This window comes from Halobellus limi, assembly GCF_004799685.1.
GTDB lineage: Archaea > Halobacteriota > Halobacteria > Halobacteriales > Haloferacaceae > Haloquadratum > Haloquadratum limi.
In genome coordinates this window covers 1,433,036-1,447,700 of the sequence record NZ_CP031311.1, presented here as the reverse complement: position 1 = coordinate 1,447,700, position 14,665 = coordinate 1,433,036, and the positions used below count along the sequence as shown (strand labels likewise).

14 protein-coding genes are annotated in these 14,665 nt (G+C 68.1%); 7 read left to right on the top strand and 7 right to left on the bottom strand.

From position 1 onward, the window contains the following. Positions 1-143 precede the first annotated feature (143 nt). Together DV707_RS07365 and DV707_RS07360 are read left to right on the top strand one after the other, a co-directional pair. A complete protein-coding gene (locus DV707_RS07365) occupies positions 144-572 on the top strand; it encodes a DCC1-like thiol-disulfide oxidoreductase family protein (protein ID WP_103989905.1) in 429 nt (142 codons plus the stop codon). Beyond that, entirely contained in the window at positions 569-1,099 is a 531-nt protein-coding gene (locus tag DV707_RS07360; RefSeq protein ID WP_103989906.1) for a GIY-YIG nuclease family protein, read from the top strand. The genes DV707_RS07365 and DV707_RS07360 overlap by 4 nt, the downstream gene beginning before the upstream one ends. A 381-nt stretch (positions 1,100-1,480) precedes the next feature. Here DV707_RS07360 and DV707_RS07355 read toward each other — a convergent pair whose 3' ends face one another. Then, the gene (locus tag DV707_RS07355) at positions 1,481-2,494 is read right to left on the bottom strand and encodes a PLP-dependent cysteine synthase family protein (protein WP_103989907.1); all 1,014 of its coding nucleotides are present in this window, start codon (positions 2,492-2,494) and stop codon (positions 1,481-1,483) included. A gap of 146 nt (positions 2,495-2,640) precedes the next feature. On the opposite strand from DV707_RS07355, the gene DV707_RS07350 reads away from it, so the two are divergent. Next, complete coding sequence (locus DV707_RS07350) at positions 2,641-3,033, top strand: thioredoxin family protein (protein WP_103989908.1); 393 nt, start codon at positions 2,641-2,643, stop codon at positions 3,031-3,033. A gap of 87 nt (positions 3,034-3,120) precedes the next feature. Beyond that, positions 3,121-3,531: an ArsR/SmtB family transcription factor gene (locus DV707_RS07345; protein WP_103989909.1), complete on the top strand. Its 411-nt coding sequence runs from the start codon at positions 3,121-3,123 to the stop codon at positions 3,529-3,531. Between the two features lie 22 nt (positions 3,532-3,553). Here DV707_RS07345 and DV707_RS07340 read toward each other — a convergent pair whose 3' ends face one another. Further along, the gene (locus tag DV707_RS07340; protein WP_103989910.1) at positions 3,554-5,869 is read right to left on the bottom strand and encodes a thioredoxin domain-containing protein; all 2,316 of its coding nucleotides are present in this window, start codon (positions 5,867-5,869) and stop codon (positions 3,554-3,556) included. A 277-nt stretch (positions 5,870-6,146) separates the two neighbouring features. Here DV707_RS07340 and purD point away from each other — a divergent pair, with 277 nt between their 5' ends. Both purD and DV707_RS07330 read left to right on the top strand, forming a co-directional pair. Then, entirely contained in the window at positions 6,147-7,445 is a 1,299-nt protein-coding gene (purD, locus tag DV707_RS07335) for a phosphoribosylamine--glycine ligase (protein WP_103989911.1), read from the top strand. Between the two features lie 282 nt (positions 7,446-7,727). Then, on the top strand, positions 7,728-8,183 hold the full coding sequence (locus DV707_RS07330; RefSeq protein WP_103991185.1) for an acyltransferase: 456 nt from the start codon (positions 7,728-7,730) through the stop codon (positions 8,181-8,183). A 27-nt stretch (positions 8,184-8,210) separates the two neighbouring features. On the opposite strand, the gene DV707_RS07325 is transcribed toward DV707_RS07330, so the two are convergent. The 5 genes from DV707_RS07325 to DV707_RS07305 all read right to left on the bottom strand — a co-directional run bounded on the left by DV707_RS07325 (position 8,211) and on the right by DV707_RS07305 (position 12,473). Next, positions 8,211-8,573 (bottom strand): DUF7534 family protein, encoded by a 363-nt coding sequence (locus DV707_RS07325; RefSeq protein WP_136361815.1) that lies wholly within the window; start codon positions 8,571-8,573, stop codon positions 8,211-8,213. An 8-nt stretch (positions 8,574-8,581) separates the two neighbouring features. Beyond that, positions 8,582-9,460, bottom strand: a complete 879-nt coding sequence (locus tag DV707_RS07320; RefSeq protein ID WP_235010697.1) for a mechanosensitive ion channel family protein — start codon at positions 9,458-9,460, stop codon at positions 8,582-8,584. After that, positions 9,460-10,275 carry a diadenylate cyclase gene (gene dacZ, locus DV707_RS07315; RefSeq protein WP_103989913.1) on the bottom strand — a complete coding sequence of 272 codons (816 nt, stop codon included), beginning with the start codon at positions 10,273-10,275 and terminating at the stop codon, positions 9,460-9,462. The genes DV707_RS07320 and dacZ overlap by 1 nt, the downstream gene beginning before the upstream one ends. Positions 10,276-10,439: 164 nt before the next feature. Next, positions 10,440-11,906 (bottom strand): proline--tRNA ligase, encoded by a 1,467-nt coding sequence (gene proS, locus DV707_RS07310; RefSeq protein ID WP_103989914.1) that lies wholly within the window; start codon positions 11,904-11,906, stop codon positions 10,440-10,442. Between the two features lie 75 nt (positions 11,907-11,981). Next, positions 11,982-12,473, bottom strand: coding sequence for a hypothetical protein (locus tag DV707_RS07305; RefSeq protein WP_103989915.1), 492 nt, complete (start codon positions 12,471-12,473; stop codon positions 11,982-11,984). Between the two features lie 272 nt (positions 12,474-12,745). Between DV707_RS07305 and DV707_RS07300 the strand changes: the two genes are divergently transcribed. Then, positions 12,746-14,662 (top strand): beta-CASP ribonuclease aCPSF1, encoded by a 1,917-nt coding sequence (locus DV707_RS07300; protein ID WP_103989916.1) that lies wholly within the window; start codon positions 12,746-12,748, stop codon positions 14,660-14,662. The last annotated feature ends 3 nt before the right edge of the window (positions 14,663-14,665 follow it).

The following is a 14,665-nucleotide window of genomic DNA, read 5'->3' as shown; positions in this document are numbered from 1 at the left end:
TTCGTCCACGGTCACGTCCGTCCTCGGGGCGGCGCGGTACTCACCGTTACGGTCGGCCGAGACCCCGCCGCCTCCCCCACCCGAGAGCGGAACGGCGACGATCCGCCAGCACGGTTTTGCCCGCTCGGTTCCTCTACCCGCCTATGGGAACGTACGACGCGGTGCTCGTCTACGACGGCGAGTGCCCGTACTGTTCGATCGCGGCGCGCGCGCTCGAACGCCTCGACAACGTGGGCGCGATATCATGGTACGACGACGCCGCGCAGGCGTTTCTCGACGCGCAGTTCGGCGAGGTCCCGTTCGCGATGTTTCTCGTCGACGAGCGCCGCGGGCGGGTCTACGCGGGCCGGTCGGCCGCCGAGGAGTTGGCCGACCGTGCCGGGACCCCCGGGATCGTGGGATCGCTCGTGCGGGAGAACTACGACCGGATCGCGCGCGCCGTCGGCGTCGCGAGCGGCCGCGGACGCGACCCCGACGACTACCACGAGATCTACCCGCTCGACGACGACGCGGCCGCCCTGTTCGATCAGTTGGTCGCGGCGGCGGTCGAGCGCCCGGAGGCGCTGGCGTGACGGGCGGCCCCGGAGGAGTCGCCGTCGTCGACCCCGAGGCGATCGAAGCCGGAACCGACGCGCTCGGGATCGGCGACGGAACCGCGCCGCCCGGGACGTACGTCCTCCTCTTCTCGCTGGACTCGGCGGCCACGATCACGGTCGGCGCGCTCGGGACCGCGAGGTTCCCGGCCGGGGCGTACGCCTACGTGGGGAGCGCGTTCGGGTCGAACGGCCTCGGTCGCGTGGACCGACACCGCCGCGTCGCCGCGGGGGCGCACGACGTCCAGCACTGGCACGTCGATTACCTCGGCGGCCACCCCGACGTGACGCTCGACGCCGTCGTCGCCGTGCCCCGCGCAGACGTCGAGTGTCTGCTCGCGACGGGGCTCGCCGACGCGGTGGACGGTCGCGACGCCGTCGATCCCACGCCGCTCGACGGCTTCGGGGCCTCCGACTGCACGTGTGAGACGCACCTCCTCGGCGGCAGCGATGCGGCCTCTCTCGGCGACAGGGCCGTCGCTGTCGCCGAGACGATACGTTCCTGAATCCGGAGGCGGTCTCCCGAGAACGAAACACAGATCGAAAACACGGACCGTGCCTGTCCGGGCAAGGCAGACACCGCCCGTCGTTGCGTCTCCGGCCGTGGATACGGCATCATCCGACTGACACGCGTGCCGTGCGAGTCGGCGTCGAGACGCACCGTTTGCCGGTTTGTCAGAGGCACCCCGGCAGAGAACAATTCGCCGGCCTGATATTTATAACCACCTACTTGTGTAAACGAAAGTGAGGGATATTCTGTCGTACCAATGGTCTCGGTCCGTTTACGGCTTCAAAACGTAACTCGAACCGTAGTATGTCCGTTGAATCGTAGACTTGTCGGATGACGGACCGCTCCGGTGGGCAGGCGACCCACGATGGTCGAACGCCTACTCGAACATCCCCGTCGACATGTACCGCTCCCCGCTGTCCCAGAAGACCGTGATCACGAGCGGGCACTCGTCGGGTCCGCGCTCGGGCGTGTCGGTCGCCGCCGTCGCGGCCGTGCCGTCCCCCGTGGCACCGTCTCCGGAACCGATGACGTACCCGAGGTCGGGCTCGTGGCAGTCCGCGTCGGGGTCGGCGAGCCGCTCCGCGACGCGCTTGGCCGCGAGGTTCGAGGCGCCGGAGGACTGCCCGACGAGGATCCCCTCCTCGCGGGCGAGGCGCCGGCACTCGGCCTCGGCGTCCTCGATGGTGACGGTCTCGACGCCATCGAGGAGGTCGGTGTCGAGGTTCGGGCTGACGAACCCCGGTCCCATCCCCTGGAAGTCGTCGATCCCGGGCTCGCCGCCGGAGAGGACCGCGTTGTCCGCGGGTTCGACGGCGACGATCTCCATCTCGGGGAACTCCTCGCGGAGCCGACGGCCGATCCCGGTGATCGTCCCGCCGGTTCCGACCCCCGCGACGAGCGCGTCGACGCTCCGGTCGCCGATCTGGTCGAGGATCTCCTCGCCCGTGGTCAGGTAGTGCGCCTCCGGGTTCGCGGGGTTCTCGAACTGCCGCAGTTGGATCATCCCCTCGTCTTCCTCCAGTTCGTCCGCGCGGTCCTTCGCGTCGGAGATGTCGCCGTCGACGAGTTCGATGTCCGCGCCGTAGGCCTTCATTATCTGGCGGCGCTCCGGGGACTTCGACCCCGGCATCACGACCGTGAGGTCGTAGCCCTTCGCGGCCGCGACGACCGCCAGACCGATTCCGGTGTTCCCGCTCGTCGGTTCGACGAGGGCGTCGCCGGGTTCGATCTCCCCCTCTCGCTCGGCGCGCTCGACCATCGCGAGCGCCGGCCGGTCCTTCGCGGACCCGCCGGGGTTCTTCGATTCGATCTTCGCGGCGATCTCGGCGCCCGCGGGCGAGTCGACGCGGACCAGCGGCGACCCGATCGTCTCCAGGACGTTCGCGTTCATCGATCGGACCTTCGTCGGTGGGGCACAAGACGGTGACGACGCCGGCCACGAGGTGCCGCTACCGGCGGGACGCGGCGCCGCTTCCCTCACGTGACTCGCTCCCGATCACCGCGGGGTTTACGCCCGCGGCCGTCCTACGGGGGAGTATGTCCGAAGCCGACGCAGAAACGGAAGCCGGAACGCTCGAAACGATGCGACCGAACCCCGCGTGGGACGCCGACTCCTACGAGGACGCCGTCGAGGCGCTCTCGGAGGACGGCCTCGTCTTCCGCGTCTGGGGCGGCGACTGGTGCGGCGACTGCCGGGGGCAACTCCCCGACTTCGGGGCCGCCCTCGACGCCGCGGGCGTCCCCGAGGAGCGGGTCCACCACTACCCCGTCGAGAAGGAGGACGACGGCAGCAAGACCGGCCCGCTCGTCGAGGAGTACGGGATCGAACTGATCCCGACGGTGGTCGTCGAGCGCGACGGCGAGGAGGTCGCGCGCTACGTCGAGGACGAGCGCGCGCCGATCGCGGTCTACCTCGCAGAACGGCTGTAATCCTTCTGACCCATATCAAAACGCCACTTTTTGGCGTTTCCTGGCCCGGTTAAAACTAAGAGTCTCGTCGACGTATCAGTACCCGAGATGTCGACGGATCAAACGCGTGTCGTCAACGGGGACGTTCCGGACGACCCCGCGGATTTACTCCCCGACGACAGCGTGCTCAGCCTCGACGAGTACCTCGAAATGCACGCCGCGGTCGGGCACAGAACCCGATACGAGATCCTCTATCGGCTCGTCCACGGCGGAGAGATGAGCCCGAAAGAACTCGAAGCGGCCATCGACATCGACGACAGCACGCTCCATTACCATCTCAGCAAACTCGTCGATGCCGGCCTCGTCGAGAAACGCGCCCGGACCGAACGCGGGCAGGACGGGCTGTACACGTACTACCGCGCGACGGTCTTCGGCGAGGTCACGCTCACCGAGGGCGTCGACGAACTGATCCGCGGCGAGCAGGCGTTCGACGAACTGTACGACAGTTCGTCGTCGTAGTTCTCTCTGCGCGGGCGGCTCACTACGACTCGCCGTCACGAGACCCGTCGCCGACGTCATCGGGTCTGTCGCCGCCGACTTCACCGGATCCGTCGCCGCCGACGTCCGGAATCGAGACGTCGTTGTCGTCGATCGACACGTCGTCGACGTCCGCTGATTCGCCCGTCGATTCGCCACCAGCTCCGAACCACCCGAACGCCTCCGACAGCGAGTGCGTCGGCGGCGAACACGTGCGGCCCTCACAGACGTAGACGGTGGGCTCGCCGTCGCGCATCTCTCGCCCCCTCCAGATCGCGGGAATCTCGCCGGTCCCCAGGCGGTCGATCCAGTCCGTCAGTTCGTCGTCGGTCGGCGGCCGCGGAGAGACGAGCGAATCGGGGAGGTACGTCGTCGCCAGCGACTCCCGGAAGCGTTCGGGGAGCGGAACCGACCCCTCCGACGCCCCGGCGGCGATCACGACCTCGGTTCCCCCGCGAGAGCGCCTGTCAGCGGCGAGAGCCAGGGAAACGTGTTCGAGGGGGCCGCCGCGGATCCGGTTCGCGTGGGTGTCGAGCACCGCGCCGGCGACCTCGTCGAACCCCTCGTCGGGGGCGAAGGCGTCGAGACCGAGCAGGAGCGAGGTCGCGACGCCGGTACTGGACGGCGTCGACTGGTCCTGTAGCTCCTGGGGTCGGGTGACGAGCGACTCGCCCTCCGCGGGCGTCATATAGAGGGTGCCGGCGTCGGCGTCGTAGAACTCCTCGACGACGACCCGGGCCAGATCGAGCGCGAACGCGAGGTGGTCGACGTCGCCGGTCGTCCCATACAGGTCGAACGCGCCGCGCGCGAGGAACGCGTAGTCGTCCAGATAGCCCGTGCCCTTCACGTCGCCGTCCTTGTAGCGGCGGGCGAGTCTCTCTTCCTCACTGTCCCACAGGTGCTCGCGGACGAAACCGAGCGCGTCGGCGGCCAGTTCGGTGTAGGCGTCGTCGCCGAGGACCAGCCCCCCGCGGGCGAGACTCGAGATCGCGAGGCCGTTCCACGACGCGAGGATCTTCTCGTCGCGGGCGGGTCGGACGCGCTCCTCGCGCGCCTCGAACAGCGCCCTCCGGGCGTCGTCGAGCCGGTCGACGATTTCACCCTCGTCGCAGTCGTACGCGTCGGCGAGGTCCGGAATCGACGCGCTCACCGTGAGGACCGTCTCGCCCTCGAAGTTGCCCGCCTCCGTCACGCCGAATCGCTCCGTGGCGATCTCGGCCGTCCGCTCGTCGTCGACGGCCGCCTCGACCGAGTCGGGCGTCCAGACGTAGTACTTCCCCTCCTCGCCCTCGCTGCGGGCGTCGAGGGTGCTGTAGAACCCGCCCTCGTCGTGTCTGAACTCCCGGTCGAGGAAGTCGAACGTCTCGCGGGCGACCGTCGCGTACGCCTCCTTTCCGGTGAGTTGGTACGCCGCGAGGTAGACCCGGGGGAGCTCCGCGTTGTCGTACAGCATCTTCTCGAAGTGCGGAACCGTCCACTCGCGGTCGGTGGCGTAGCGGTGGAACCCGCCGCCGACGTGGTCGTAGACCCCTCCGGCCGCCATCGCGTCGAGCGTCGTCGTCGCCGCCGAGAGCGCCTCGTCGGAGCCCGAACGGAGATGCGACCGAAGTAAGGCCTCGATGCGCCCCGGCTGGGGGAACTTCGGCCCGCCGGAGCCGAACCCGCCGTGTTCGCGGTCGGTCGCGCGGAGCGCGGACTTCGCGACGTCGGCGAGGACGTCGTCGTCGACCCCTTCGCGGTCGTCGTCGACGTCACCGGCGGGTCCCGACCCGCCCGCGGGCGTCGTCTCCAGGTTGTCTCGGAGCGCGTCGGTCCACTGGTCGGCGCGGTTCTCCATCTCCTCGCGGTTCGCCGCCGACTCCCAGGAGTCCGCGAAGGACCGACAGATATCGAGGAAGCCGGGGACGTTGCCGCGCTGGGGGTTCTCCGTCTTGGGGAAGTAGGTACCGACGTAGAACGGCTTTCCCTCCGGGGTGAGCCAGACCGACAGCGGCCACCCGCCGCCGCCGGTGACGAGCTGACAGATCGTCTGGTACACCCGGTCGAGGTCCGGGCGCTCCTCGCGGTCGACCTTGATCGGGACGAAGGAGTCGTTGAGGACCCTCGCGACCTCCTCGTCCTCGAAGCTCTCCTCGGCCATCACGTGACACCAGTGGCACGCCGAGTAGCCGATCGAGAGGAAGATCGGTCGATCGGTCGCCCGCGCCGCGGTCAGCGCCGCCTCGTCCCACGGCTGCCAGTGCACCGGGTTATCGGCGTGCTGCCGGAGGTAGGGGCTCTCCTCCTCGTCGAGCCGGTTCCGCGAAAGGGGATCGTCCATACGCCTCGTAGGGGAGTGGGTGGGAAAAGCGGTGTGACCCGGTCGCCCCGACGGTCGAGCGTCCGACCGATCCGCAGTCCGGTGACCGGCGGACTGACCGACTCGGGGGCCCCGGCGACCGCCGGGCCGATCGCCTCGGAGTCAGGTGGCCGCCCCACAGCGGGTGATCGTCGAGTCCGATCGAAGCGCCCATCGAGCGCGAAGTACAGCACAGACGTGCATACCGAGGGATGGAAAAAGAGCAACCTTTACACTCTCCTGTGTATGTGCTCCGGGTATGTCAAGCTCGGAGACGGTGCTCCTCGTCGGCGGCGGCGGACGCGAACACGCGATCGCCCGCTCGCTCGCCGAGGACCCGGCGTGTGACCTGTACGCGTGTGCGAGCAACCGGAACCCGGGGATCACGGCGCTCGCGGCGGGGTTCGAGACGATCGAGGAGACGGCCGTCGAGGCGGTCGTCGAATACGCGACGGAGATCGACGCCGATCTCGCCGTGATCGGTCCGGAGTCCGCGCTCGAAGCCGGCGTCGCCGACGCCCTCGACGACGCCGGCGTCTACACCTTCGGCCCCGACGCCGAGGCCGCCCGCATCGAGACGGACAAGGCGTTCCAGCGGGAGTTTATGAACTCGGAGTCGATCCCCGGCTGTCCGGACTACGCCGTCTTCGAGGATATGGACGCCGCCTGCGAGTACATCGACGAGTACGACGGCGACCTCGCGGTCAAGCCCGCCGGCCTCACCGGCGGCAAGGGCGTGAAGGTCATCGGCGATCAGGTGGATCGGGAGGGGGCAAAGGCGTACCTCCGCGAGAACGACTACGAGCGGGTCGTCCTCGAAGAGCGCCTCGTCGGCGAGGAGTTCACCGTCCAGGCGTTCGTCGCGAACGGCGACGTCAGACCGACGCCGGCCGTCCAGGACCACAAGCGCGCCTACGAGGGCGACGAGGGGCCGAACACCGGCGGGATGGGGAGCTACAGCGACGCCGGCCCCGAACTGCCGTTTATGACGTCTCAGGACTACGCCGACGCGGTCGAGATTCTGGAGGCGACCGTCGAGGCGCTCCCCGAGTACAAGGGCGTCCTCTACGGGCAGTTCATGCTCGGTGCCGACGGACCGAAGGTCGTCGAGTTCAACGCCCGCTTCGGCGATCCGGAGGCGACGAACACCCTCCCCGTCCTGAACACCTCGTTCCTCGACGTCCTGACCGCCGCCCGCGACGGCGAGTCGCTGCCGCAACTCGAGTTCGACGGGAAGGCGACCGTCTGTAAGTACGCCGTTCCCGACGGCTACCCGACGGACCCGAAGAGCGGCGCGAAGATCACCGTCGACGAGGAGAGCGTCGGCGAGGCGCTCTTATTCTACGCCAGCGTCGACGAGCGGGCGGACGGCCTCTACACGACGACCTCCCGCTCGTTCGCCGTCGTCGGCGTCGCCGACTCGATCGAAGCGGCGGAGAGACAGGCCGAAGAGGCCCTCGCCGCCGCGGGCGAGGGCCTCCGCGTCCGCCACGACGTCGGCAAGGCGGATCTCGTCCAGCGTCGGATCGACCACATGAACGAACTCCGCGGGAACTGACCGAGCGCCGCTTTCGGGTCGTCGCCGACGCGGTTGCGCGGAGGAAACCGAGCGAACCTTTTGATACTTCGCCCCCAACGGACAGTCGTGAGCGAGGACGACGACCGAGAGGCCGAGGAACGCGACGACCGAGAGGACGAGGAGCGCGATGACCGCGACCCGGAGGAACGCGACGGTCGAACGGCCGACGCACCCGCAGGCGCCGGGAGCGACGGATCCGAACCCGGAGGCGACGCGGGACGCAGGCACGACCGCGTCGAACGTCACCCGACGCCGGGGGCGATGAACTCCCTGCGGGGGTGGACCGACGTGAAACCCGTCTGGCGGATCGCGCTCAACTACGTCCTCGTGTGGGTCGCGCGCGTCGCCCCGTCGTTGCGGGTCCGCAACTGGGCGCTGCGCCGGCTCGGCGTCACCGTCGGCGAGGGCGTCTCCTGGGGCCTGGAGGCGACGCCCGACGTGTTCTGGCCGGAACTGATTACCCTCGGCGACCACGCCGTGGTCGGCTACGACTCGGTCATCCTCTGCCACGAGTTCTTACAGGACGAGTACCGCACGGGCGAGGTCGTCGTCGGCGACCGGGCGATGATCGGCGCGAAGACGGTGATCCTCCCCGGCGTGCACGTCGGCGAGAGGGCGCAGATCGCGGCGAACTCGCTCGTCACGCGCGACGTGCCCCCGGAGACGACCGTCGCCGGCGTGCCCGCACGGCCGATGGGCGACAGCGACGACGAGTGACCCCCAGCTTCACTTTCCTCGAGCGACTCAGGAGAGCCGTTCCCGGATTCGATCGACTCCCTCGCGGTAGACGAACACGTACGCCAGCGGGTACGCGACGACGAGTCCGCCCGCGAGATAGCGGAGTTGCGTCAGGGGATCCGGCGGTCCGAACACCGCCCCCGCGGCCGCCAGCGCGTGCGCAGCGGCGACCGCGCGGAACGCCCGTTCGCGCCTGCTCTGGGACGCCTCCTCCTCTCGCCGACGCCGGAGGGTGGACCGGACCACGGCGACGGACACCACGAGGCTCGTGACGACGAAGCCGATTCCGAAGAGCACGTAGAGCGGGAGTCCTCCGGAGGTACCCTGAAGCGGTAGCAACGACGGGTCCGAGGGAACGAGGGGCCACATCGATCCCGTCACTCGCGGATGCGCACGATGCCCTCCTCGAAGACGGTGCTGTTGGGCACGATGAACTCCTCACCGTCGTTCTCGACGTGCGTCACGAAGAGGTTCACTTCCTGGACGATACCGCGTTTCTCGCCGATCTCGATCTCGTCGCCGATCGCGTAGGGCTGGTTCAACAGGAGATACGATCCCGCGGCCCCGGATTTCAGGAGGTCCGAGAACGCGATGGCCGAGAGGAAGACGAGCGCGAACAGATAGACCGCCAGCAGCACGACGAGCGCCAGCGTGGCGACCCCCAGTTGCGACAGCGCGACCAGGACGGCCACGTAGATGACGGTGAACTTCGCGAGCCGCGGGAATATGCCGATCTGCGGGAGCTTGATACCGGTGAGGCGCTCACCGACGACGATTTGGACCTTGTCGCCGACGACGATGCCGACGATGAGGATGACGGCCGCGAAGAACAGCTGCGGGAGGAACTCGACGGTCCGACTCCAGAAACTGGCCGCGACCGTGACGTGAGCGACCGAGAGGATCGCGAGAAACGTGATCCCGAGCACGAAAAAGCGGACCAAGGTCCCGAGCACCTCGACGGTCGAGGTGTCGAACTCCCGGGCGGTACGCTCGAAGGCGGTTCCCTCGATCGCCTCCGGGATGCCGACCCGAATCAGGAGGCGAGTCGTGAGCGTGCCGAGTACGAAGGCGGCGACGATGCCCGCGACGACGACGATCAGGGCGGCCCAGACCCACTGCGGGACCGCGTCGAAGAGACCGGTGAGCCGGCTCAGATCGACCTGTAATCCGGTCGTGACCGGGTTCGTCCCGACGCCGAGACCCGGTGTCGGGTGAGCGACGCTCGCGACCGTCGCTCGCATCAGAGAACCCGTCATCAGTACTCCTCCGGATCGATCTCCAGGATGATCTGACCGCCCTTGAACGCGCGGACGAGGCCGTCGGATTCAGAGAGGACGATCGCCGTCGCGTTCGTGTCGCGGGTGATCGCCGCGCCCGCCATGTGGCGCGCGCCGAGTCCCTTCGGGATGTCGACGCCCTCGGCGGCGGGTTCGAGATAGCGGTAGGCGCTGACGATCTTCCCCGAATCCGAGATGACGAACGCGCCGTCGAGCCTGGAGAACTCCTTGAGCATCACGTTCACGATGGGGTCGCCGACGTGGACGTGGGACTTCTCGAAGGGGTTGTACGACAGCGGCCGGGACTTGTTCATCACCTTTCCGGCGTCGCCGACGACGAACAGCGCGCCGACCGGCTTGCCCTTCTGTCCCTTCTTGCCGAGTTCGATCGCCACCTCGAAGACGTCGCGGATGACGCTCGGGTCCGCCCGGGAGTTCGCGAACAGGTCGTAGATCCCCGATCGCATCGCCTCCTCGACTCGGACGCGGACCACGCCGTCGGGGTCGCCGTCGAAGACCCGGACGCTGCAGGCGACGACGTCGCCCTCCTCGACGAGATCCTGTTCGAGCGCCCCCTCGACGCCGAACTTGATCCGATCGCGGACGTTGTCGAACTCCAGCGGCAGTTCGACGTACGTCTCGGCGTCGACGTCGTTCGCGGGGGCGACGACCACGACCTCTTCGTCGAGTTCGGCGTCGGCGAACCGCTCGTAGTGGGAACTGCTCGGGGAGAACAGAAACACGCTCTCGACGTCCGACACGACAGCTCCCAGGAGGTCCGATAACGCCGACATTGGTCCCTCTACGCCGCCGCCGCTGTAAAGCGTTGTGGGACGTTCTCGCCGGTGATATCAGTCTTGCAGTCGGCTGACAGACGTCTGACGTTTCGGGCGGAGCGACGTTTGACGTTGCGGGCGGGGTGACCAGGACAATCGCCGGGACGCGCGCGGCGAGGGGCTCAGTACGACTTCGCGAAGTACGCGGTCTCGACGGCGTCGTCGCCGCAGATCGCACACTCCTCGCCGTGGTGGATCTCCGCCTCCTCGTCGTCGAGGGGCACCATCACGATCTCGGCGGCGATCTGGTCTTTGATTTCGGTCTCGCAGTCCTCGTCGCCGCACCACGGCGCCTTCACGTAGCCGCCGTGCTGACCGATCGTTCCCAGGATCTCCGCCCTGCTTTCGGCCTCGCGGACGTTCTCCGTGAGGTTCTCCTCGGCGGCGGCGTACAGTTTCGCGTACACCTCGTCGAAGTGGGACTCGACGGTCTCGGCGATGTCCTCGCGGTCGACTTCCGCCGACTCCCCGTCGGGTCGGTGCACGAGCGTGGCGGTCCCGTCGTCGGCCTCGTTGGGGCCGATCTCCATCCGGACGGGGACGCCCTTCAGCTCCCACTCGTTGAACTTGAAGCCGGGGTTGCGCTCGTCGCGGTCGTCGAGTTCGACGCGGATACCCGCGTCTTCGAGGTCGTCGGCGATCCCCTCGGCGTACTCTAAGACGTCCTCTTTCGTGTCGGCCTGCCAGATCGGCACCACGACGATCTGATCGGGGGCGATCGCCGGCGGCAACACGAGCCCCTGGTCGTCCGAGTGGGTCATGATGAGCGCGCCGATCGCGCGCCAGGAGAGCCCCCACGACGTGGTGTGGGCGATCTGCGAGTCCTCGTCCTCGTCGGTGTAGGTGATGTCGAACGCCTCCGCGAACGAGGTCCCGAGGTAGTGGGAGGTCGCCCCTTGGACGGACTTGCCGTCGGGCATCAGCGCCTCGACGGTCGTCGTCGTGTCCGCGCCGGGGAACTTGTCGTGTTCGGGCTTCGCGCCGCGCAGGACGGGCATCGCGAGCAGGTCCTCGTAGGTCTCCTCGTACTGGTCGAGCCGGCGCATCGTCTCCGCCCAGGCGTCATCGCGCGTCGCGTGCGCGGTGTGGCCCTCCTGCCAGAGGAACTCCTTCGTCCGGAAGAACGGCTTCGTCTCGGTCGCCTCCCAGCGGACGACCGAGACCCACTGGTTCACGCGGAGGGGCAGGTCCCGGTGGCTCCGGACCCACTGCGAGATGTAGGGCGTGATGATCGACTCGGAGGTCGGCCGGACCGCGAGCGGCTCCTCTAGCTCCTCTTTGCCCGCGCGCTCGACCCACGCGACCTCCGGGTCGAACCCCTCGACGATGTCCTTCTCCTGTTCGAGGTAGCTCTCGGGGATAAACATCGGGAAGTAGGCGTTCTGGACGCCCGTGTCCTTGAACAGGCCGTCGAGATGGCCCTGGATTCGCTCCCACAGTTCGTACGCGCGCGGCCGCGTGACGATGAACCCGCTCATCCCCTCGGGCGCGTAGTTCGCGAGGTCGGCCTTCTGGACCACCTCGGCGTACCACTCGCCGGTGTTGTACTCCTTCGACTCGGTGATGCCGAGTTCCTGCTCGTCGCTCATTACGTGTTTCGAGCCCCAGGGCGGTCTTAAATCTCCTGAAGCGCCCCGGTATTCGGTTGGCTCACCGGGGACCGATCAGCGGAGTCGGTCGCGGTCGACGGCGAACGGACTTTCGGTCTCCTGCCAGTTCCATCCGGGGAGTCGCGTCTGAAACCCCGCCGCCAGCGCCGCGTCGAGGTCGTCGATCCCGGCACCGCCCTCGCTGTGCGTCGACACGTCCGCGAAGTGGAACGTCGCCTGCGCGAGCAGCGACAGCGGGGTCCCGCCGGCGATCGTGGCCGCGAGCTCCCGACCGAGCACCTCGTCGACGACGAACCCGGGGTAGTCGCCGTCGACGTCCAGGCCCCGGAGCAGCGCGACGTACGCGGCGGCGTTGACGGCGACGTCGCCGTCGGCGAATACCGTCGCGACCTCCTCGCGGTACGCCTCCGTCGACACGCGGCCGACGTCCGTCTCGAACAGCTCGCCGAGTCGCGCCCGCGTCTCGTTGATGATCGGGACGACCTCGTCCGCCCGGTCGTGCACCCACGCTGCCTCGCTCGCGACCCGTTCGGGGGAGATCTCCATACGGGCGCTCACGCGCCGTCGCGGTTTCGGTTTTGCGAAGGCTTTTATACGGAGGCGGATCTACTTCGCTCCAAGCGGGTTCTCCCTGCCTCTCAGCAGCCAGGACCGCAGACATAGTCGTTCGACACGTACGACGTTCGTCCTATGCTCTCTCACGCGACATCGCCGTTCCCCCGCGTCGACGGAGTGTTCGAACTGGCGGGTCCGCTGCGGGGGCTGGGTACCCCGACCAATCAGCTGTCGTCGGCGATCACGACGGGACGCTCTCAGTTATGAGTTCAGTAGACACGCAACTCGAGGAGTTGAAAGCAGAGATCAAATCGGAGCTGCCGGCCGACATCTCGGTGTCGGACGTCACTTACGAGGGTCCGGAACTGGTCATCTACACGCGTGACCCGAAGCGGTTCGCCCGGAACGGGGACCTGGTTCGCGACCTCGCGGGCAAACTCCGCAAGCGGATCACCGTCCGTCCGGACCCCGTGGCGCTGTCGCCGCCCGAGCGGGCCAGAGACCGGATCCTCGAGGTGATCCCCGAGGAGGCCGGCGTCACCGACCTCGACTTCCACGAGGACACCGGCGAGGTCGTCATCCAGGCCGACAAACCCGGAGTGGTCATCGGCCGCAACGGCGAGACCCTCCGGGAGATCACCCGGGAGGTCGGCTGGACGCCCGAGGTGGTTCGGACGCCGCCGATCGAATCTTCGACGGTGTCGAACGTCCGGGACTTCCTCAAGCAGGAGCGCGAGGACCGCCGACAGATCCTCGAACGCGTCGGCCGACAGATCCACCGCGAGGAACTCGCCAACGAGCAGTGGGTCCGGATCACGATGCTCGGCTCCTGCCGGGAGGTCGGGCGGTCGTCGTTCATCCTCTCGACGGCGGAGACGCGAGTCCTGGTCGACTGCGGCGAGAAGCCGGGGACCGGCGAGCCGCCGTATATGGACATCCCGGAGGCGCTCGGCGCCGGCGCGAACTCCCTGGACGCGGTCATTCTCACGCACGCGCACCTCGATCACTCCGCGCTGATTCCGCTGCTCTACAAGCACGGCTACGACGGCCCGGTCTACACGACCGAACCCACGCGGGACCTGATGGGACTGCTCCAACTCGACTACCTCGACGTGGAGCGCACGGAGGGACGGTCGCCGCCCTACGACCCGGAGATGGTCCGCGAGGCGATCAAACACGCCATCCCCATCGAGTACGGCGACGTCACCGACATCGCGCCGGACGTCAAACTGACGCTCCACAACGCCGGGCACGCGCTGGGATCGGCGATCGCGCACTTCCACATCGGCGACGGCCTCTACAACGTCGCCTTCTCCGGCGACGTCCACTACGGGGAGACGAGACTGTTCGACGGCGCGGTCAACGACTTCCCGCGCGTCGAGACGCTCGTGTTAGAGTCGACCTACGGCGGTCGAAACGACTATCAGACAGACCAGGAGGACTCCGAGCGAAAGCTCGTCGAGGCGATCAACGAGACGCACGACCGCGGCGGCACGGTCGTCGTTCCGACCTCCGCGGTGGGCCGCGCACAGGAGCTGATGCTCGTGCTCGAAGAGGCGATGCGCGAGGGGGAGATCCCGAGTATGCCCGTCCACCTCGACGGGATGATCTGGGAGGCGACCGCGGTCCACACCACGTACCCCGAGTACCTCCGCTCGGACCTCCGCGACCGCATCTTCGGCGAGGAGGACAACCCGTTCCTCGCCGACGCGTTCTCGCAGTTCGACGGCGACGACGACGAGCGTCGGGAGATCGTCGAGAGGGACCCCGCGATCGTCCTCGCGCCCGCCGAGATGGTCACGGGTGGACCGATCACCTCGTGGCTCCGCCACGCCGGCCCCGACCCCAATTCACGGCTCGTCTTCGTCGACTACCAGGCGCAGGGGACGCTCGGCCGCCGCATCGAGAACGGTCTCGAGGAGGTCCCGATCGACGACGGCGTCGGCCGCTCGGAGTCGATCCGCCTGGAGGCGGACGTGGACACCTTCGACGGCTTCTCCGGACACGCCGACCGGCAGGGCCTCGAGAACTTCGTGAAGACGATGAACCCTCGCCCCGAAAAGATCCTCTGCGTCGACGGCGACGAACGCGCCGTCCAGGACCTCTCCTCCGGGCTGTACCACGAGTACCACCTCCGGACGTTCACCCCGAAGAACCTCGAAACGTTCCGGTTCCGCTGACTG